The 19,178-nt window shown below is 57.5% G+C and carries 18 protein-coding genes and 1 riboswitch; all 18 genes read right to left on the reverse strand.

Annotated features, from left to right (window positions below):
• Positions 1 to 173 precede the first annotated feature (173 nt).
• A complete protein-coding gene (locus tag AAFH99_RS15455) occupies positions 174 to 1,553 on the reverse strand; it encodes a TonB family protein (RefSeq protein ID WP_051687137.1) in 1,380 nt (459 codons plus the stop codon).
• Between the two features lie 9 nt (positions 1,554 to 1,562).
• Positions 1,563 to 2,138 carry a biopolymer transporter ExbD gene (locus tag AAFH99_RS15460; RefSeq protein WP_231491805.1) on the reverse strand — a complete coding sequence of 192 codons (576 nt, stop codon included), beginning with the start codon at positions 2,136 to 2,138 and terminating at the stop codon, positions 1,563 to 1,565.
• Complete coding sequence (locus AAFH99_RS15465; RefSeq protein WP_043318983.1) at positions 2,135 to 2,728, reverse strand: biopolymer transporter ExbD; 594 nt, start codon at positions 2,726 to 2,728, stop codon at positions 2,135 to 2,137. Before AAFH99_RS15465 ends, AAFH99_RS15460 begins: the two co-directional genes overlap by 4 nt.
• Positions 2,728 to 3,513: a MotA/TolQ/ExbB proton channel family protein gene (locus AAFH99_RS15470; RefSeq protein WP_043318986.1), complete on the reverse strand. Its 786-nt coding sequence runs from the start codon at positions 3,511 to 3,513 to the stop codon at positions 2,728 to 2,730. Before AAFH99_RS15470 ends, AAFH99_RS15465 begins: the two co-directional genes overlap by 1 nt.
• Positions 3,514 to 3,615: 102 nt before the next feature.
• Positions 3,616 to 3,915, reverse strand: a complete 300-nt coding sequence (locus AAFH99_RS15475; protein ID WP_406828180.1) for a hypothetical protein — start codon at positions 3,913 to 3,915, stop codon at positions 3,616 to 3,618.
• A complete protein-coding gene (locus AAFH99_RS15480) occupies positions 3,915 to 4,511 on the reverse strand; it encodes a tetratricopeptide repeat protein (protein WP_406828181.1) in 597 nt (198 codons plus the stop codon). The genes AAFH99_RS15475 and AAFH99_RS15480 overlap by 1 nt, the downstream gene beginning before the upstream one ends.
• Complete coding sequence (locus tag AAFH99_RS15485; RefSeq protein ID WP_406828182.1) at positions 4,511 to 7,768, reverse strand: tetratricopeptide repeat protein; 3,258 nt, start codon at positions 7,766 to 7,768, stop codon at positions 4,511 to 4,513. Before AAFH99_RS15485 ends, AAFH99_RS15480 begins: the two co-directional genes overlap by 1 nt.
• Complete coding sequence (locus AAFH99_RS15490) at positions 7,761 to 9,815, reverse strand: tetratricopeptide repeat protein (protein WP_406828183.1); 2,055 nt, start codon at positions 9,813 to 9,815, stop codon at positions 7,761 to 7,763. Before AAFH99_RS15490 ends, AAFH99_RS15485 begins: the two co-directional genes overlap by 8 nt.
• Before the next feature lie 2 nt (positions 9,816 to 9,817).
• A complete protein-coding gene (locus AAFH99_RS15495; RefSeq protein ID WP_043318992.1) occupies positions 9,818 to 10,327 on the reverse strand; it encodes a hypothetical protein in 510 nt (169 codons plus the stop codon).
• Positions 10,328 to 10,742: 415 nt separating this feature from the next.
• A complete protein-coding gene (locus AAFH99_RS15500; protein WP_043318993.1) occupies positions 10,743 to 11,222 on the reverse strand; it encodes a molybdenum cofactor biosynthesis protein MoaE in 480 nt (159 codons plus the stop codon).
• Between the two features lie 2 nt (positions 11,223 to 11,224).
• Positions 11,225 to 11,473 (reverse strand): molybdopterin converting factor subunit 1, encoded by a 249-nt coding sequence (gene moaD, locus AAFH99_RS15505; protein WP_406828184.1) that lies wholly within the window; start codon positions 11,471 to 11,473, stop codon positions 11,225 to 11,227.
• Positions 11,470 to 11,964: a cyclic pyranopterin monophosphate synthase MoaC gene (gene moaC, locus AAFH99_RS15510; protein ID WP_406828185.1), complete on the reverse strand. Its 495-nt coding sequence runs from the start codon at positions 11,962 to 11,964 to the stop codon at positions 11,470 to 11,472. The genes moaD and moaC overlap by 4 nt, the downstream gene beginning before the upstream one ends.
• Before the next feature lie 30 nt (positions 11,965 to 11,994).
• Positions 11,995 to 12,510, reverse strand: coding sequence for a molybdenum cofactor biosynthesis protein B (moaB, locus tag AAFH99_RS15515; protein WP_043318997.1), 516 nt, complete (start codon positions 12,508 to 12,510; stop codon positions 11,995 to 11,997).
• 197 nt (positions 12,511 to 12,707) lie between these two features.
• The gene (gene moaA, locus AAFH99_RS15520) at positions 12,708 to 13,691 is read right to left on the reverse strand and encodes a GTP 3',8-cyclase MoaA (RefSeq protein ID WP_043318998.1); all 984 of its coding nucleotides are present in this window, start codon (positions 13,689 to 13,691) and stop codon (positions 12,708 to 12,710) included.
• A riboswitch (molybdenum cofactor riboswitch) is annotated at positions 13,676 to 13,814 on the reverse strand. It overlaps the preceding gene by 16 nt.
• 43 nt (positions 13,815 to 13,857) lie before the next feature.
• Positions 13,858 to 15,333 carry a pyruvate kinase gene (pyk, locus tag AAFH99_RS15525; RefSeq protein ID WP_406828186.1) on the reverse strand — a complete coding sequence of 492 codons (1,476 nt, stop codon included), beginning with the start codon at positions 15,331 to 15,333 and terminating at the stop codon, positions 13,858 to 13,860.
• 99 nt (positions 15,334 to 15,432) lie between these two features.
• Complete coding sequence (locus AAFH99_RS15530) at positions 15,433 to 16,743, reverse strand: glycerate kinase (protein WP_406828187.1); 1,311 nt, start codon at positions 16,741 to 16,743, stop codon at positions 15,433 to 15,435.
• Positions 16,744 to 16,972: 229 nt separating this feature from the next.
• Positions 16,973 to 18,283, reverse strand: a complete 1,311-nt coding sequence (locus AAFH99_RS15535) for an NCS2 family permease (RefSeq protein ID WP_043319004.1) — start codon at positions 18,281 to 18,283, stop codon at positions 16,973 to 16,975.
• 132 nt (positions 18,284 to 18,415) lie between these two features.
• Complete coding sequence (locus AAFH99_RS15540; RefSeq protein ID WP_406828188.1) at positions 18,416 to 19,147, reverse strand: TetR/AcrR family transcriptional regulator; 732 nt, start codon at positions 19,145 to 19,147, stop codon at positions 18,416 to 18,418.
• Positions 19,148 to 19,178 lie beyond the last annotated feature (31 nt).

The raw sequence follows: 19,178 nt of genomic DNA on the forward strand, positions 1-19,178 counted from the left end.
GCACCGTGAAGCAAGTCAAAATTGCTGCGCCAGGAGGGGAACTTTTTCTACGTTTGCCAAACAGTTCTCAAGTAAAGCTCACGTAGTTTCTTAAGAAGCAGAACAAGTTGCTGTGGATAAAGGAAAACAGCCACCCGGAGTGATATCCGGATGACTGTTTTTTGATCCACTTTCTACGCCGCCGGCAGGAAGTCGATCGGGTACAGGATGGTGATGGTGGGTACACCTTCCTTGGGTCCGAAGTTGAAGCGCTTCACGCGCGCAACAATTTTGCTATCGAGGGTGGGCGAGTCCATATCGCTGCTCTCGACAGAGGCCAGAGATACGGTGCCGTCCGGTTCGATGGTGATTTTCAGCACCATTTTGCCCTGCAGCGCCGGGTTATTACGCAGTTCGCGGTTGTAGATCCGGTAGAGCGCCGACTTGTAACGGTCGAATACGATCTGGATCTCTTCGTCGGTACGAGATGGGCCAACACCTTCGCTGAGCGGGCGCTCTTCGCCGGCGAAATCACCTTCGGTACCGATACCACTGGATACCCGCGAGAAGCTGACACCGTCCAGTGCGGTACCCACACCACCGGCATCCCGGCTAAGGGCCGCGGTGTTAATACCATCGGAGCCGGATTTTGCCGCAGAGGTAATCAGTGAACGCTGACTACGACTTTCCTGCTTGCCGGCAGTACTGAGTTGCGTCTGCTTACCAAGCCGGTTGTCCAGATCATCCTCAATAAGATCCTGGAAGTTGTCCTTGAACGCCAGCAGGCCTGCGCGCTCGACTTTTTTACGCACCTGCTTTTTCTCCACATTTGATGGCTTGGGCTCTTCCTTCGCCACCTCTTGCTTGGGCTTCTCAGGCTCTTTCTTTTTCTCTTCCGGCTTCTTCACCACCTGCTCGGGCGGCTTGGGCTTGGGTTTTTTCTTCTCCAACACCAGCTTGGCCAGACGCTCGGGAACTTCTACCACCTCGTTCTCATCGGGCTCCGGCAGCTGCCAGATATGCACACCAAAACCAAGGAAGAAAGCCAACAGCAAACACGCAAGCAGGCTGATACGGAAACGACGCTCATCCTCACCACTGGTATTCCAGGGCATGGTGCCATCACGGAAGGCGGACTGCTCCAGCTCCCGGGTGACTTCGTACTCGTAATGGACATCCTCTTCGGCCTGGCGAATCTCACGGAACTCGGCATCCAGGTCAAACAGGTCGTCACGACAGTCTTCAATCTGTTCCTGCAGCTTTTGCTTGCGCTCGTGCAACAGGTTCAGGTTGGCGTGATAGATACTGACAGTTTTCTGCAGGCGATGAATCAGCGCCTTGGAGGCGTCCTGCTTGTAGTGCTCCGCCCAGAACAGGTCGCCGGCACCGGCCTCTTCCAGCTTGCCGAGGCGATCCGAAATCTCATCCAGCAACTGGTGCTTGGCTTCATCCCGGTGCAGCGCTTCCAGCTTGCCATCAACCTGGTCGCACTCCGCCTGAAGCGCCTCCAGCTGCTGGCGAACCGCTTCCTGCTTTGCGGTCAGTGCCTGTTTTTGTTGATGAAAATTATTCACAAACGCTCACTAACTCTGAGATGCTTTTTGAATGACCGCCAGGGAAATTCGCGTGTATCCGGCGTTGGTACAGCTGGACATGACTTTTTTCAGAATGCTGAACGGCACAGTGCGGTCCGCCAGGATATTCACTTCCGGCGGCTCGGCCAGCAGTTCCGCGGCTTCGGCGGTAACGTCCTCACCGGCGGCGGCGCGCTCGGCCAGTGCGGCTTTTGCCTCTTCCAGTTCACTGTCAGCCATGGTCATGGCTTTACCCACTTCGGCAATCATTGCCTGCTGAATCGCTTCAATGACCAGCTGTTCGCTCTGGAACAATTCCTCCGTAGTCATCACCGGCTTGGCCTCAATCAAAACCTCGTCGTGGGTCACCATCAGGGTGACGGTCTCCCGCGGCTTCGACTCCACCACCGAGTCCGGGAGGGTGATTACCTTGGGAGCCTCGATGGCCTCATTGCTGGAACTGTTGGTCAGCAGAAAGAACACCAGGATCGTAAACACGTCCATCAGCGAGGTCAGGTTCATCCCCGGTGTTTTGCGCTTATGGCTTCGAGCCATGCGCTTCATGCGTCTACTTTCACGTTTCACGGCGCATCTCCCAGGGAAATATCGGGGAAGAGTTCCATTTTTTCAGGTGTTGCCTCAGGGTCAGGTATGCTGCCATCTTCCGGCACGGGCATAACCTCGGCACTGCGCACAGTATCCATGACCCCCACCAGGTGCTCGTAGGCCACATCGGGTTCCATCAGCAATGTGGAATCCGTTTTCTCCGGATAGGTCTCTTTGATACGTATCAGGTACTCGCGCAGTTGCGCGAGGTCGTATACCTCATCCGTTGGAGGAATAATGGGAAGACCATTCTCATCCACTGGAACCTGCACCTCACCTTCAGCCTGCGTGGTCTCACCTTCCTGCTGGTTCAGATTCGGGAAACGCGCAATGACCTTTTCGCCATCGCTGATTTCCAACACTTCTTTTCGAACCACCACTTCGAGGGTTACACCGGGATCCTCGGACGCGCCGCCGGCGCCGGTTGGCATATTCAGCTCAAGAATGGTCACTCGGGAAAACACCGCAGAAACCAGCAGGAAGGGTACCAGCACCACCATCAAGTTCAGGAAGGCGGTGATGTCCAGTTCCGGCGCTTCTTTGGCTCTACTGTGACGCCTGCTTCTCATTACGCAGATTCCGGTTTGGCACTGTTGTCGGAAGTTGTGTCGACTTCGGTTTCAGCTTCAGCCTCCTCGGCCTGTTGCGCCTGCTTTGTCTGCTCGATATCACGGTTTACCGGCTTGTCCGCGGCAACGTCTTTCGCGGCTTCGCTGCGACGGCGAGTGCCGGAAGACATGATGTTGAGCGCCTTGACGGACACCATTTCAAGGCTGTCGACGATTTGGCCTGTGAGCGAGTTCAGCAGTGCGTGCACGATCAGTAGTGCAATACCGACCATCAGACCAAAGGCGGTAGTGTTCATCGCAACAGAAATACTGGCGGACAGAAGGTCGGCCTTCTCTGCCGGGTTGGCATTGGCCACCGCGGTAAAGGCTTCGATCAGACCCATAATCGTGCCGAGCAGCCCCAGCAGGGTGGCGATGTTGGAGCCGAGGGCAACATAGGGAGTACGCTTCTCCAACTGCGGGATAGTCTCCATGATGCTCTCTTCCATGGCGATCTCGATATCCTCACGGCGGCGCACTGCGCCCTGACGCTCGAGGCCCATGGCAAGCAGACGACCAACACCGGTGTTATCGTCCTTGACCAGGTTGCGGGCGCGGTCAAAGTCTCCGGTTTTGAGTACAGGCTGGAGCTTTTCCCAGGCGGCACGGTTGGTATGACGCTCGTACATAAGGCGAATATAGCGCTCGATGGCTACCGCGGCGCCGAGCGCGAATACCACCAGAATGGGGTACATGAATGCACCACCAGTCTGAAAAAACGCGATTACGCTGTTAAAGAAATCCATCACTTATCCTCTTGGTTTTCTTTCTCGGGTCCGCGGTTACATCCGCTTTGCCTTCAGGTTTTTACTTCGTGTGTGTCTTCGAGTGCTGCGTTGCGGCAGTACTCATTCCTCTGGGAGGCTCAGTTCGTAGAACTCGAGCTCCCGCGAGAAAACTTCTTTATCCAGTGGTTGCAGACGGGGATCCAGAAGACTGGAATTCAGCCCACTCTCTACACCGACTTCGGAGCTTTTCCAGGGAACGATATACAGAGACTTGGGCGCCTCTTCGTTACCAATAATCGAAATACCGGAAAGCTCTTTCACTTCGGTATCCACTTTTTTCTCACCCTCTTCCTGCGCCTGTACGCTCAGGGCTCCGAGCAACAGCCAAGCCGTCACCAGGGTTTTCTGTATGGAATCCATCAGTTGGCTCTCCGCTTGAGATCAGTCACCCAAATCGCGACCCTGGAATCTTCCGGCTCATATTTCAGGTACTGCTCGAATTGTGCGAGTGCACAATTCACATCCTGAAGATAGAGGTCGCACAGTATGCCGAGATTCTTGATCAGTGGCAGGTTGTCCGGGTGCGCCTGCAGCGCAGCACTGTAAGTTTTTTTCGCCTCATCAAAGCGTCCCTGGTGTCGATAAAGCACGCCCAGCTCACTGCTGGCGACGGGGTCCAGCGGTGCTACACGCAAGGCCTCGAGAAAAGATTCCTCCGCATGCTTTTCGTCACCGGTTTTGAAGTATGCAATGCCCAGGTTGACGTAAGGGGCCGACAGGCGCTGCTCACGTTCGACAACCAATTGCAGCAACTCAATGGCTTCCGAGTAACGCTCGCCCTGTAAGAATTCCACCGCCTGGGTGAAATCCCGATTGACCGCACCGGAGACTTTGACATTCATCGGGTCTACCGGACGACTGGAAGTTTGCGGGCCGCTGGCACAGGCACCGAGCAGCAGCGTGCCGGCACACAGTGCCACCTGAATGGTCCGGCGCAACCTGATAAAGGTTTCCATCAGCCCTGCCCCTCTTCTTCAGTGTCATTTTCGGCGACTACGGTAGACTCGGAATCCTCCTGCTGGGCAGGTTCCGCAGGATCACCCACTTCCTCGCCCGCATTTTCAGCAGGTTCTTCTGGGGCCTCAGGCACCGGAACAATGGTCATCACGATATTGCCGGCATCTTCCGGGCGCTCATAGCGCGCGGGCACCAGGCCGGCGAGCTGACCAATACTTTTCGCTACCCACTGGTTGTAGATACCGGCAGCCATCAGGTCGATATTCTTTTCGTGAACAGAAATGGCGCGCTCTTCGAACGGATAGATCTGTTCCTCCAGAGCCAGTTCGTACTCTTCCAGCTCCAGCGCACTGAGATTGGTCGGGCGCTCAGAGTCTTTCAGGGCGCGACTGAAGTGCAGATAGATTTCACCCAGATAATAGGTGGCTGCCGCCGTCACGTCCGCCACCTGGTAGTCGATCAGATCGCTGAAAGCCGCGGTGGCCGCCTTCATGCGGGTACGTTTGGTATTGAGGTTGCGCTCCAGCGGGGCCACGAGGGCGACCTCCGCAAAGGCAGCAAACTTCGGCTCCGCCAGTTTTAGCGCCGCATTACCACCCAGATAACGCGTGCGATCATTTCGCTCGTTACCGCCACGCAATTCGATGCGAACGATATCGTCGAGAGTATTGAAGTAGGCTTTCTGGTTCCCGACATTGAGATAGATATCAGCAATTTTCTGGCGGGTTTCCAGTGCCGGCTCCATGGGATTGGGGAACAGCTTGACATAGCGATTAAGCGCCGCAAGTGCCTTGTCATAGCTCTTGGCCGCACTGTAAAGATCCGCCGCCTGAGTCAGGGCCTCGCGGCGCACATCGTCATCGTCGGATTCGCGCTCGATCCGCTCAAACTCCGCTGCCGCCAACAGTAACTGTCCACTTTCCTGATAAACCACCGCCAGCTTCTTGGTCACCTCCTTCTGCAACTCATGCTCCGGGTGATTGCTGCGGAAGGCCTTCAGCACATCCGCAGCGCGGGCCCAGTTTTCGAGCTGAATCAGAGAGGCCGCAGCGTCATATTCTGCGGTTGCGAGAATGGTCGCCCCGGGAGCTGCATTGCGAATACGTAAAAAGTGCTCGGCCGCCGCCAGGTGGTCTTCAGCCTTGCGGGCCTGATCGCCCTGCTGATAAATGGCCCCGGCCAGGTTATCCACCAGTGCCGGACGATCTTTGGCATCACTCGCGGTGAGATTCAGCGCTGCGCGATAACCGGCCTCAGCATCTACGTAAAGCTCGGTATCAAAAGAAGCGTGAGCCACCAACAACCAGGCAGAGCGCTGGATCTGCTGGTCCGCAGCAGGGAATTTCTCCAGCAACAGGCGACCATTCTGAATGGCTTCCGGGAAGCTCTTCAGTTTGTACAGGTCGTCCACCGCGCCCAACAAGATCTGAGGCGCCTTCCCGTGTTGTGGGAATGTCTCGGCGAAGGTAAGGGACGACCTGATGATTTCCCTCTGAATCGCAACTTTATCAGCGTTACTGCCCTTGGCGAGATCTTTTGCCAGATGCTCGCGGTAGGCGAAGACGGCGGCATAGCCGGCCTCACTGGTATTCTCATTCGCTGGGTGATTCGGGTAGTGGTAGGCGGTGCGCTCATACTCCCGTGCGGCGTTCAGGAAATCTTTATTTTCCAGCATCAGGCCAGCAAGCTGATAGTTGATTTCCGGCGCCTTGGGCTTGTCCGCAAAAGACGACAGGTAGCGACGATACCAGTGAATCGCCTCCACATAGTTTTCGCCGCGCTTCTTCGCGAACTCTTTGTCCTTCGGCTTAACATTCTGGTATGCCGCGTGGTAGTGGCTCGCCAGATCAATCAGGTTCGTCTGCAGAAATTCCACCACGGTGGCGTATTCCGCAATCTCGAACACGGTCCAGTATTCGGCATCCAGCGCATAGGTATTGGCGAATGCTTTCTTGGCTTCCAGCACCAGCCTGGGGAACCCACCCTTTTGATAGATCTCGATTACCCGAATGGAGAAATCCGGAGCCACTTTGTGCAGCGGGTTGCGCTCCACAAAGGTATCGTAAGACTTGGCCGCATCCTGATAACGCCGCTTATCCAGATAGTATTCACCCAGGTGGCTGTAGACGTAGGACTCGTAACCACGGGGACCTTTATTGGTGAAGTAATCCACAATGGAGTCGGCACCACCGAGATAGGAGAAACTCAGGCTGACGACACGAAAGGTGTCCTCGATGTGCTTGCGCTCTGTCTCGTTGGTCTGCTGCTCAAAGTCGTAACCCTGCTCAACCTTGTAATCCAGCATGCGGACAAAATCGTCCAGCGCCATTTCGTACATATCCTGCTTGAACAGCGCCCAGCCCCGCTTGTACAGGGCCAGCTCGTAAAAGCTGGAGACTTCACCCATGGTGATCACACGACCATAGGATTCTTCCGCGTCGAGGAATTTCTTGCGGGTGAAGTAGTATTCACCCAGACGGAAATAGGCTTCGTCCAGGTGGCGGGAGGCCGGATACTTGGTGACCAGCTGGCGCAGTACAGCCACGGCCTCATCCACCTCGCCGGTCTCTTCATAGGCGCGGGAAAGCTGGTACATAACCTGGTCGTTGCGCTCATACTGCGGGTACTGCACCAACAGCTTTCTGTAGAGTGCGATAGCCTCGCGGGCATTGGCGGCAAGCAGTGCATCCGGGTCGTCACCGGGTACGGAAATCTCTGCCTCGCTGGATACGCCACTGAGATCCACAGCACCACTGGCGCGCGCCTCGAAGTCGCTCTGGCTTTCGCCATTACTGCCGGCAACACTGCCAAGTGCAACATCGGTCGCACCAGTACCAGTTTGAACCCCTGCCACTTGCGGCGCATCCAGCGCACCCATTGCCGCGGCAGTCTTTTTACTCGCACTCAGGTTAGCCGAAGCGATCTCTTCTGCCGACAGAATTCGGGTTTCGGTACTGCTTGGCAGAATCCCCTCTTCCGCGCGGTGCGCCTGCTTGATTTTCAGATCCGCAATACGACGGATCGCTTCTGGCGTCAGTGCAGTTTCCGGGGTTTCCTGCAAGTATTTCTGGTAGCTCGCCAGTGCCTTTTCCAGGCTGCCCTCGATATGGGTTTCCTGAATTTCAATATCCACGCGCTGCAGGCTACCGATGGTCTTGCCACTGTGGCTGGCACAGGCGCTGAGCAACAACGCCGCAGAGGCCGCAGTTGCCAGACCCAGATGACTGAAAACGGCCGAGAAACGCGTTTTATTCATTATCCGCGCCCTCCCCGTTTGACGCCGGCGCTTCCAGCTCGGGCGGATTATCTGTAGGCAGCGACTCCTCCTGGGGTTGTGGAGCAGCCTGCTTCATCTGCTCCACCTGCCGCTGATACTCTTCAACCTTGCGCGCATCCGCACGGCGCTCCTGCAACTCATTGGCCCGATCGTAACTATCGGCCAGCGCGAAGCGGGCTTTAATCTGGTAACTCTCGAGCTGCGCGCGACGCTCTTCCAGCTCACTGATAGCCAACTGCTCCAGCATGCGCCCCTGGCGCGACATCAACTGATCGATGCGCTCCTGAGCGCGGTTCAGGCCGGCGCGCAGACCGACGATCTGATCCGTATAACCTTCGTAACTGTGGGTAGCGGCCTGGCGGGTACGCACATAGCGCTGGTAGCTTTCCTGCAGCGTAGCGATAACCTCATCAAGCTCCTGCAGATTTTTGTAAGCCTCGGTAAGGCGATCATCGAACTCGCGAGACAGACGAAACTTCAGCACACCTTCAAGGCGCGCAATCCGATCTTCGGTCTCTTCACTCTGCAGGCTGGGGTTGTATTCGAGAATATCGCGAATCTGTTGCAGAATCAGACGGGATTCGGTTTCGTCGCTTTTCGCGAGAAGCTCGGGGCGGCGGTTTACCAGCAGGTTTTCGATACGCATGGCGAGGCGCTGACGCTGTTCCAGCCGCATCTTGATACGCGCATCAATCTGCCGGAACTGTACATCCAGCCCCGGAAGGATGGGTTCGTAATAGCTGCGGCGCAGGGCGATGATTTCATCAAAGGCATCAAGGCTTTGCAGCCAGTCTTTATTGCGCTCGAGCAGATCATTCAGGTCCTGATAATTGCGCAGAAATTCCTGATAATCGTTGGACGCCATCAGATCGAGCAGGTAATGAGTTTCTGGTGCATCCGGAAGTTTTCGCAGCTCTACCACCCAGTTCTTCACCTGGCTAGCCTCTTTGCGGCGCAGTGCTTCAAGCAGCTTGCCTTCCCGAATACTGTTGATGGACCGGGTGAGCACGTCCACCTGATTGCCAAACAGGTCCAGAGCCTGACCGTAGTTCACTGCCGCGGTACTGTGCACCTCAAGCTTGCCGTAAGCATAGGGCACGGCCAGCATGGCCTCCTGCACCGCTGCATCGGTGGATTTGCGCTGCGTCAACAACTGCCAGGGCACCAGTGCACGGTCGTATCGGCCTGCATTGGCCTCTACCCAGCCGGCCCCCAAAAGCGCCTGATTCGAAAAAGGCCCACTCAGCTGCACACGGTCAAAGTAGGTGCGCGCGCGCTGGTACTCTTCGGCCTCCATCAACTGAAAACCAAGCAGCAGGTTGGTCTTGTCCTGCAGCGCACCCATGGCCGCGCCACTGCCCGCATTGCGACCGAGGCTGTCCAACTCCAAAACACCGCGCTCGGTCTCCCCAGCTTTCAGCAAAGCAATACCGAGGTTGTACTCGACGAACCCCGCCAGCGACTTTACGCCTTTGAGTTCTTTTAACAGTGCTACCGCTTCCTCAAAACGGCCCAGCTGCATGTATACGCGCGCGCGCAGGAACTGCTCTTCGGCACGCACACGCTCCGGTACACGCCCCTCGATCAACTCGAGAGCATGCAGCGCGCTGGCGAACTGTTGTTTGTGATAGTGAATTTTTGCCAGCCGATAGGCCGCTTCGTTCTTGATGGGTTGGGGAACATCACCCCGCAGCACCTGCTCCATGGCACGACCGGCTTCCCGGTGCATGCGATAGGACAGCTCCAGGTCCCCTACGGCAAATTCCGCCTGACCGAAATGCACGGAGAACGGGTCCAGCTCGGGGTCATCCAGAAGGCGAAACTGTTGCAGCTCGGTATCCAGCCCGGTGATCGCGTCGAAATAGTTATCCTGGTGCGCATTGAATAACGCTTCGCCAAAAAACAGGTCGCGAAGGTTATCGGTATACAGCGCGGTAGGATCTTCGGGCACTTTGGCCTGCACAGACACGGCGCACAGCACAGTCAGCGCTGCGCCAGCAACCGCGCGGGCCAGACGGGAATTCATGCTTACCAGTCCTTGAAGTTGATGGCGGACTGGTTGCCGGCGATCTGGATCTCAACAAATTTGGGACCCACCGCCTTTTCCACACTGTAGCTGGCGGTTGCACGATATTCTTTGCCGGACTTGGACTTTCCGAAATAAGTGACTTCCAGGGGGTGGGTACCGGTCTGCACATTGGCAGTATGGATACGCTGTACACCACCCAGCTGCAGCGCTTCGATTTCGCGGTAAGTGTACAGATGGTGTGCGACCACCTGATTGTTGAGCTTCACCTCGACAGACTCGAGGCTGAATTCGGCACTATCAGGTAATGAGACAAACAGCGCCACCTGGGTATTGGAGGGGAACAACAGCTTCTCTTCCAGGCGATTAAGCTCGGATGTAAGACTGATCACATCCTTCTTCACATCCTGGATCTGCTCATCCAGGCCACGGATTTCTTCGCGGCTGACTTCCTGCGCATTGGTCATCACCGTAAGCATCAGCATAACGGTTGCCAACAGAATTCTGCACATATCCCTTTTACCTCGAAACTAACCCTGGAGAGGCTACCCTGGAAGCCTGCCCTGATATCCGGGCTCTTTTTTATTGGTCGTAATCACTCGACCGATTTTTGTCCGACTAACGTCGAATACGAGTACTTAGCGGGGCGATTGTATTGCAACCGGCGGGGGGGGATATGTGAGGCGCTTCAAAACTCGCGCAGAGAGTTAGAGAAGAATTTTTTCTTAAAATTCAAAGGACAAGAGAAAAAAGCTCGATTATGTGACAGGTTTCACGAGTACTGACAAAGGTGTTCACGTGCACCACATCACACTTTTCGCGGAATCAACGGAACCAGATCAAACTTTAAGCAGAATAAAAAATACCCTCTGAGAAGTTGCAAGGGGTACACCGCAAGCAAGTACTCACTAAACAGCTATTGGGACATCACCACTTTTTTAATGCATCGGCATCGCTGGACCGGGCCTCAACCCAGCTCCCCTCTTCCGCGCCCGTTGCGATCTCTTTTTTCCAGAAGGGCGCGCGGCTTTTCAGAAAGTCCATGATAAAGGCACAGGCATCCAGTGCGGCCTGACGGTGAGCGGAAGTAGTGCCCACAAACACGATTTCTTCACCGGCAGCCAATGGGCCATAGCGGTGGATGATACGCACCCGCCCCAGCGGCCATCGTGCCGCAGCCTGCCGGGCGATGTCGGTAAGTGCTGACTCCGCCATACCGGGATAATGCTCCAGCTCGAGCACGGCTACCGACTGGTGATCGCCGGTAGCACCTGGTGAGAAGTCTCTGACATTACCCACAAACATGGCCGTAGCGCCGTCCGCGGAATTTTCGCTGCGTAATAACTGGTACTCTGCACCCGGATCGAAACCTTCCGCCTGCACGGAGATAGAGATTTCCAATGGCATTTTCAGCCTCCGGTGACCGGTGGGAAAAAGGCAACTTCATCGCCGTCTCTGATAGTAGCGTCCATGCTCGACAACTGCTGATTGAGGGCAACCTGCAGTTGATCGTTGCCGAGGGCGCTCTGCCAGACAGCCCCCTGCTCCGCCAGCCTATTGCGCAACTGGGTGATATCGGTAAGCCCGGTTGCATCCACTTCCACCGCCTCGCGCTCCAGCTGTTCCCGCAGGCTGGCGAAAAACAAAACCTTGATCACGATTTCTCCCCCTGGTTCTGTTCAGGTGTCCAGTGGCCGCGCTTGCCGCCAACTTTTTCCTGCAACCGTGTCGGGCCGATCACCATGGCGGGATCGACGGCTTTGCACATGTCATAGATGGTAAGTGCGGCCACGCTGGCGGCGGTGAGCGCTTCCATTTCCACGCCAGTGCGACCGGCGAGCCGGCAGTAGGTTTCAATATTGACGGTGTGGCTGGCCTCATCCAGGGTGAAGTCCACCTGCACCTTGGTAAGCGCCAGGGGGTGGCACAGGGGAATCAGGTCGGCGGTTTTCTTGGCAGCCTGGATGCCGGCAATACGCGCGGTGGCAAGCACATCGCCTTTCTTGTTGTTGCCGGCTTTCAACTGTTCGAAGGCTTCGGCAGACATGGCGACGGCGGATTCGGCGCGGGCGGCGCGGTCGGTGATGTCTTTGTCGGTGACATCGACCATGCTGGCTTCGCCCTGTTGGTTCAGGTGTGTGAGGGTCATGGTGTTCTTACTTGGGCAGCATTGAGCGAATTATTTAGTTAGATAGCCTACGAAATTGCAGGGCATGTGGGTTGCAGTTAATTGTTCGCGCAGCAGTTTGGTCCAGCCAGTTTTGCAGGCGCCGGTGGAGCCTGGGAGGCAGGCGACCAATGTGCGGTTGGCGATGCCGGCGAGGGCGCGGGACTGGATGGTGGAGGAGCCGATTTCCTCATAGCTGATGGAGCGGAACATTTCGCCGAAGCCGTCGATGTGTTTGTCGAGCAGGGGAGCGAGGGCTTCGGGGGTGGAGTCACGGCCTGCGAAGCCGGTGCCGCCGGTGGAGATGATGACCTGGATTTCCGGATCGGCGATCCATTGGCTGACTTTGGCGCGCAGGAGATATTTGTCGTCGATGACGATGGCTTTGTCGGCGAGGTTGTGGCCGTCTGCTTTCAGGGCTTCTACGAGGTAGTTGCCGGAGGTGTCGTTTTCTTCGGTTCTTGTGTCTGAGACGGTGAGGATGGCGATATTGAGTTTTTGATCTGGGTTTGTTGGGGCGTGGCTCATTGGCTTTTTGTGCTCCGTAGCTTTTTTGCTCTGACTAAAGTTCTGAGGCGAGCGGTCATCGGGTGAAAGGTTTCAGGACCGCTGTAGACCCATCCCTGGGCGCTGCGGCGCAAACATCCTGTTTGCGACGCTCCTGAAACCTTTCACCCGACGCCCGCTCTTCAATTCTGATTTATGTACTTCGTAAGCCTAAAAGCTCAACCACCGATGATCGAAAGGTTCTGGGTTCCGCCGGTATTCCCCTGCTGCAGATAGTGACTGACTTCTTTATTGCCAATCAGTGCCCGCACTTTTTCGGCCAGTGCGTCGGCGTCGCCTGTACGGATGGTTTCGCGCAGGTCGAGGCCTGCATCGCTGAACAGACACAGGTGCAGTTTCCCCTGGGCGGAGATGCGCAGGCGGTTGCAGCTGTTGCAGAAGTCTTTGCTATAGGGGGTGATGAGGCCGATGCGGCCTGCATAGTCAGGGTGGACGTATTCGCGGGCGGGGCCGGCGTCTAGGGCTCTGGGGAGAAGCTGCCAGCCGCTTTCGATCAGTTGTTGCTCGATGTCGCTGCCGCGCACATGGTTGCTGGCGAAGTAGTCGCGGTTGTCGCCGGTCTGCATGAGTTCGATAAAGCGCAGGGTGACGGGGGTGGTTTTTAGCCAGTCGAGGAATTGATGCAGTCGGGCTTGAGCACCATCGGAGAGCAGGACGGCGTTGACCTTGGTCTGGATGCCCAATTCCAGTGCGCGGTCGATGCCGGTACGGATTTTGGGCAGGCAGTCGTGGCCGGTAATGTGGGCGAATTCCGCATTATCGAGGCTGTCGATGCTGATATTGAGCTGGTGGAGACCGCTGCGGTGCCAGGTGTCGATGACACTGGGGAGCCTGTAGCCGTTACTGGTGACGGCGACGCGCTGGATGCCGGGGGTAGCACTGGCAGCCTGGATAAGCTCCGGCAGGTCTTTGCGCAGGGACGGCTCGCCGCCGCTCAGGCGCACTTTCCTTGTGCCTAACATGGCAAAGGCACGCATAACGGTACCGGCTTCCGCGACACTGAGGTCGGGGGCCTTTCGGGTGGCCTGATAGCCGTCGGGCAGACAGTAGTCACAACGGAAGTTGCAGACGTCTGTTACGGACAGGCGCAAGTAATAGAAGCGACGGCCGTGACCGTCCTCCAGGGTTTCGTTCTGTTTCATCACCTTTCCAAATGCGGGAGGCCGTTCGGTTTCCCTCGCGACCCTGGCGGGCTGGCATTGCCGCCCGCGGCCTGAACCCCGTATCGGTGACTTAGGGGAGCAGGCTCGGTGTTTTCGTTCACTTCATGATATGCAATTTAGCGGCCAGGCGCTGCAATTACCGAGACTAGTCGACCTCCAGTATCTTCAGGGTATTGGTGCCACCGTGGGACTGCATGAGATCCCCGCGAATCAGTATGACCTGGTCGCCCGGCTTTACGATTTCTCTGGCTTTGAGTGTATCCAGGGCCCGCTGGTTCAATTCCCGATCCCCTTCCTTCTCTCCCGGCACAAACAGCACCGAGATGACGCCACGATACAGTGCCATACGGCGCTGGGCCACTGGGTCGTGGGCGAGACCGACGATGGGCAGGCCGGAGCGGATGCGCGAGGCGATCAACGGGGTATAGCCGGTCTGGGTCATACAGGCGATGGCGGTTACGCCGGCCAGATGGTTGGCGGCATACATGGCAGACAGGGAGATGGTTTCGTCGATGCGATTGAAGTCCTGGTGCATACGGTGCCCGGACTCTTGCGCCGAGCGCTCCCGTTCCGCGCCGAGGCACAGGCGGGTCATGGCCTCTACCGCCTCCACCGGGTAGTCACCGGCGGCAGTTTCCGCAGACAGCATGACCGCGTCGGTCCCGTCGAGCACCGCATTCGCCACGTCGAACACTTCTGCGCGGGTGGGTAGCGGTGCGGTAATCATGGTTTCCAGCATCTGGGTGGCGGTGATCACCGCGCGATTCAGCTGACGGGCGCGCAGGATCATGCGTTTCTGCACGCCGATCAGCGCGGCATCGCCAATCTCCACCCCCAGATCGCCCCGGGCCACCATTACCGCTTCCGAGGCGCGAATGATATCGTCGAGGGTTTCCTCATCCGCCACGGCTTCCGCCCGTTCCACCTTGGCCACCAGGCCGATATGTTTACCCGCCTCACCGAGTAACGCGCGCGCTTCCTGCATATCTGCGGCAGTGCGCGGGAAGGAAACAGCGAGATAATCCACACCGATATCGATGGCGGTTTTCAGGTCGGCCTTGTCTTTGTCGGTCAGGGCCGCAGCGGAGAGGCCGCCCCCCTGTTTGTTGATGCCTTTGTTATTGGACAGCTTGCCGCCCACCACCACGGTGGTATGCACCTCGCGGTCACTGACGCGGTTTACTTCGAGTACCACACGGCCGTCGTCCAGCAGCAGCACATCCCCGGCAGAGACGTCGCGAATCAGATCCTTGTAGTCACACCCCACCCGCTTCTCGTCGCCCTCATTGGCGTCCAGAGACATATCCAGTACAAACGGCTGCCCCTCCTGCAGGTTGATGGCATTGTCGCGGAAGCGCGCGATACGGATTTTCGGGCCCTGTAGATCGCCGAGCGCGGCGACGGTTTTGCCGAGACGATCGGCGATTTCCCGCACCTGCTGCAGTCGGCGACGGTGGTCGTCGGCGGTGCCGTGGGAAAAATTCAGTCGCACTACGTCCACACCGGCCTTGAGCATTTTCTCTAGCACGCCGGGCTTGTCACTGGCCGGGCCCAGGGTGGCGACAATCTTGGTGCGGCGGACGGGGTTGGCGGTGCGCTGGTTGGCGGGTTTCTGGCTCATCAGGACCTCTTACATTTATCGCTACTTATCAAAGCACCGGACGGTGCCGCTACCGGGTGGACCATCACCTTATCGGCAACTTTCATAGCATCGCCCCAGTTATTTCGTTGGCGGCAAAATCAGGATCGCGCGGAAATCATTGACGTTGGTGCGCGTGGGGCCGGTGACAATCAAATTTTCCAGCTCGGCAAAAAAGCTGTAAGCATCGTTGTTGGCCAAGTAAACAGTGGGGTCCAACCCCTGCCGCTGCATACGCGCCCAGTCACCGGGAGCAAAAAAAGCACCGGCGTTGTCCTCGGAACCGTCTATACCATCGGTGTCCACCGCCAGGCCATAGATACCCTCGGCACCGGCGAGGCTGGCAAACAACCCTAACAGATATTCCACGTTGCGCCCGCCGCGGCCATTGCCGATGACCGTGACACTGGTTTCACCGCCAGAGAGAATCAGCAGCGGCACGGTGCTGTCAGCTTGCGCGGCCAGAGCCAATTGGCCGTGCTCCTGGCCCAGTGTTCTCGCCTCTCCCTCGAGGTTGTCACCTAGCACACGCACCTCAACACCGGCGACAACCGCAGCACTGCGGGCTGCTTCCAGGGCATCGCTGGCCTTTGCAAGCAACACCGCGGTATCCCGCGCGAAAGTGGCATCGTCGGGTTTTGGTGCATTACCGTCGTTCTGCAGGTGCCTGCGCAGGCTGTCGTCGGTCTCGATATCGTAGCGCTGCAGAATTTCCAGGGCGTCTTTTGGCGTGGAGTTATCGGGCAGGGTGGGGCCGGAGGCAATCAGGGTGGGCTCATCTCCGGGAACATCGGAAATCAGATAGGTCACCACCGGTGCCGGATGCGCCGCGGCGGCAAGACGCCCACCTTTAATGGCAGACAGGTGGCGCCGCACGGTGTTGATTTCCCGGATAGGCGCCCCGCTGCGCAACAGCGCCCTGTTAACCGCCTGTTTCTGTTCGAGCTTGAGGCCCGCTGCCGGCAGTGTCATCAGCGCCGATCCCCCCCCAGAGATCAGCGCGATCACGAGATCGTCCTCACCGAGGTCGCTGACCGCAGCCAACATCCGCCTGGCTGCCACCTCTCCCATATTGTCGGGCATCGGGTGGGAGGCTTCGAGCACCTCAATGGATTGGCAGTGGGCTCCGTGCCCGTAACGGGTAACCACCAGCCCCTCGATTTCCGCACCCGGGTATTTACCGGACCAGGCCTTTTCCAGAGCCGCGGCCATAGCTGCGGCGGCCTTACCCGCCCCTATCACAACGGTGCGGCCCGAGGGTGGTTCCGGTAAATGAGCGGGAATCAAACTGTCAGGGTGCACCGAGGCAATGGCTACATCCGATAGCGCACGCAGCCAGGTGGTAAAGTCTTGTGGACATTTTAGAGTCGATAACGGGGGGAGTCTGTTCATCGATGCGGGCCTCAAGCTTGTTATCTAATTATCGTTTCATCCATGGCCTACCCGGCAACTTGCAATCAACAGGGGCATTTATCCGATAACGCGCTCGCCGGACCCTCGTGGAGAGTGTAGTGCAAGGTGCACAATGACCGGTGAGGAGAATGCGGTACCGGCAGCGGGCAGCCAATTCCTCTTCACCGGCAATGATGCAAAAACGGTTCCGATACGTGCGCACGCCAAGTTACAGAAACGCGAACTTGGCGATAAAAATGGCGCTCAGCACATACAGACTGACCGAGATCTTCTCGTGCTGGCCGGTGAAAAGCTTCATCGCGGTGTAGGTCACAAAGCCCAGAGCGATTCCATTGGCGATGGAAAAGGTAAGCGGCATCATGACCGCGGTGACGATGGCGGGAATGCTATCGGAATGGTCATCCCAATTGATATGGGCGAGGCCGCCCATCATCAGCATGGCTACGTATATCAGCGCTCCGGCGGTGGCATAAGCGGGAATCATGCCTGCGAGGGGAGCAAAAAACACCGCCAGCAGAAACAGCAGCCCGACGGTTACCGCAGTAAGACCGGTGCGACCGCCCGCGGCAACCCCGGAAGCGCTCTCCACGTAACTGGTGACCGGCGGGCAACCGACAAAAGCGCCCATGACACTGGAGGTGGAATCCGCCTTCAGTGCGCGCGGCAGGTTTTTGATCTGCCCGTGTTCGTCCACCAGGTGCGCGCGATGGGCCACCCCCATCAGAGTGCCTGCGGTGTCGAACATGTTCACAAACAGAAAGGCGAGAATGACACTGATCATTCCCACATTGAAAGCACCACTGACATCCATCGCCAGCCAGGTCGGCGCCAGGCTCGGCGGTGCAGACACCAGTCCCTGGTATTCGACCAGTCCGAAGGCCCAGCCAATGGCTGTCACCCCCAGCATACTGAACAGGATCGCACCAAACATCCGGCGGTAACTGAGGATCGCTATCAGCAGAAAGCAGAGCGCGGCGAGCAGTACCGAGGGCTCCTTGAAGCTGCCCATTGACAGTAGTGTCGCCGGGTTATCCACAACGATTCCCGCGGTCTTGAGGCCAATCAGCCCCAGAAACAGACCTACGCCGGCCCCCATAGCGAAGCGCAGGCTCATGGGGATACTGTTGAGCAGCCACTCGCGGATTCGCGACAGGCTCATGATCATAAACAGCACACCGGAAATAAATACCGCGCCCAGCGCAATCTGCCAGCTGTACCCCATCTCGCCGACCACGGTATAGGTAAAAAAGGCATTGAGCCCCATCCCCGGCGCCAGCCCCACCGGCCAGTTGGCGTAAAAACCCATCAGAAAACAGGCCAGGGCGGCGCCGATACAGGTCGCGACAAACGCAGCCCCGTGATCCACACCGGCCTCCGCCATGATATTGGGGTTCACGAATATCACGTAAGCCATGGTAACGAAGGTGGTGACACCCGCGACCAGCTCGGTCTTTACCGACGTCTTGTGCTCACGCAGCCTGAAAAGGCGGTCGAGAAAACCGTTGCTCTCTAAATTCACAGCGCTCTTTGCCGAGTGGTTCGGCCGGTTGTGGAAACGCTTACCGATACAGCATTTCGTTAAATGATGATGTCAGTATCGCCGTTTATTTCCGTAAGGCGAACCCTTCGCCAGCAACCAGCCCGCCAGGGCTCACCCGGAACCGGCGTCGAGCACTTCCAGTGGCACAGATTCAAACGGCGGCACTTCCAGACCGCATCCCCGCAGTATCACCTCGATCAGGAACCTTGCCGCATGGTCAAAGTCTTCCCGGGTATACTCCACCTTATCTTCGATCATCAGAATCTGTGCCTGAAAATCTGCATAGTGTTGCGTCGACGACCAGATCAGCAGAATCAAATGCACCGGGTCCACCGGTGACATCCGCCCCTCATCTACCCACTGTTGGATCACGCCTGCGCGGTCGCGTACCCAATCCCGCACGTTGGTGCACAGATGCCCTTCCAGTACCGGGGCTCCCTGAATGACTTCCAGGGCGAACAGACGTGACGCCTGTGGGTGAGTACGCGACATATCCACCTTGGCGCGGATAAAACGCGCCAGGGTCATGGCGGGATCATCTTCCGGCTTGATGGCAGCCAGCATGGCGTTCCAACGCCCGGTGATCGTCTCGAACAGAGCGGTATAAAGCCGCTGCTTGTTGCTGAAATAGTAGAGCACATTGGACTTGGGAAGCGCCGCACGCTCCGCGATCCGCTGGATCGTGGCGCCGCGAAAACCATGGCGCGCAAACTCTTCCTCCGCTGCCGCCAGGATCAGCTCGCGGTTGCGCTCTCGAATCTTGCCAGTGCGCTTTGCAGGCGCGGGCGCGGGCTTAGCACCACCTGGAGTAACGCGGAAAGACGGGTCGGATGAGCGGGACATGGATCCACTGCGGGTTTTTTACACTTGTTTG

This window comes from Microbulbifer sp. ARAS458-1, assembly GCF_045348205.1.
Lineage (GTDB): Bacteria > Pseudomonadota > Gammaproteobacteria > Pseudomonadales > Cellvibrionaceae > Microbulbifer.

What these genes read in the sequence shown, in the direction of transcription:
- AAFH99_RS15465 (WP_043318983.1), bottom strand. Translation starts at nt 2,728, where the DNA reads ATGAGAAGCAGGCGTCACAGTAGAGCCAAAGAAGCGCCGGAACTGGAC.
- AAFH99_RS15470 (WP_043318986.1), bottom strand. Translation starts at nt 3,513, where the DNA reads ATGGATTTCTTTAACAGCGTAATCGCGTTTTTTCAGACTGGTGGTGCA.
- AAFH99_RS15475 (WP_406828180.1), bottom strand. Translation starts at nt 3,915, where the DNA reads ATGGATTCCATACAGAAAACCCTGGTGACGGCTTGGCTGTTGCTCGGA.
- AAFH99_RS15480 (WP_406828181.1), bottom strand. Translation starts at nt 4,511, where the DNA reads ATGGAAACCTTTATCAGGTTGCGCCGGACCATTCAGGTGGCACTGTGT.
- AAFH99_RS15485 (WP_406828182.1), bottom strand. Translation starts at nt 7,768, where the DNA reads ATGAATAAAACGCGTTTCTCGGCCGTTTTCAGTCATCTGGGTCTGGCA.
- AAFH99_RS15490 (WP_406828183.1), bottom strand. Translation starts at nt 9,815, where the DNA reads ATGAATTCCCGTCTGGCCCGCGCGGTTGCTGGCGCAGCGCTGACTGTG.
- AAFH99_RS15495 (WP_043318992.1), bottom strand. Translation starts at nt 10,327, where the DNA reads ATGTGCAGAATTCTGTTGGCAACCGTTATGCTGATGCTTACGGTGATG.
- AAFH99_RS15500 (WP_043318993.1), bottom strand. Translation starts at nt 11,222, where the DNA reads ATGCCATTGGAAATCTCTATCTCCGTGCAGGCGGAAGGTTTCGATCCG.
- moaC (WP_406828185.1), bottom strand. Translation starts at nt 11,964, where the DNA reads ATGACCCTCACACACCTGAACCAACAGGGCGAAGCCAGCATGGTCGAT.
- moaB (WP_043318997.1), bottom strand. Translation starts at nt 12,510, where the DNA reads ATGAGCCACGCCCCAACAAACCCAGATCAAAAACTCAATATCGCCATC.
- moaA (WP_043318998.1), bottom strand. Translation starts at nt 13,691, where the DNA reads ATGAAACAGAACGAAACCCTGGAGGACGGTCACGGCCGTCGCTTCTAT.
- pyk (WP_406828186.1), bottom strand. Translation starts at nt 15,333, where the DNA reads ATGAGCCAGAAACCCGCCAACCAGCGCACCGCCAACCCCGTCCGCCGC.
- AAFH99_RS15530 (WP_406828187.1), bottom strand. Translation starts at nt 16,743, where the DNA reads ATGAACAGACTCCCCCCGTTATCGACTCTAAAATGTCCACAAGACTTT.
- AAFH99_RS15540 (WP_406828188.1), bottom strand. Translation starts at nt 19,147, where the DNA reads ATGTCCCGCTCATCCGACCCGTCTTTCCGCGTTACTCCAGGTGGTGCT.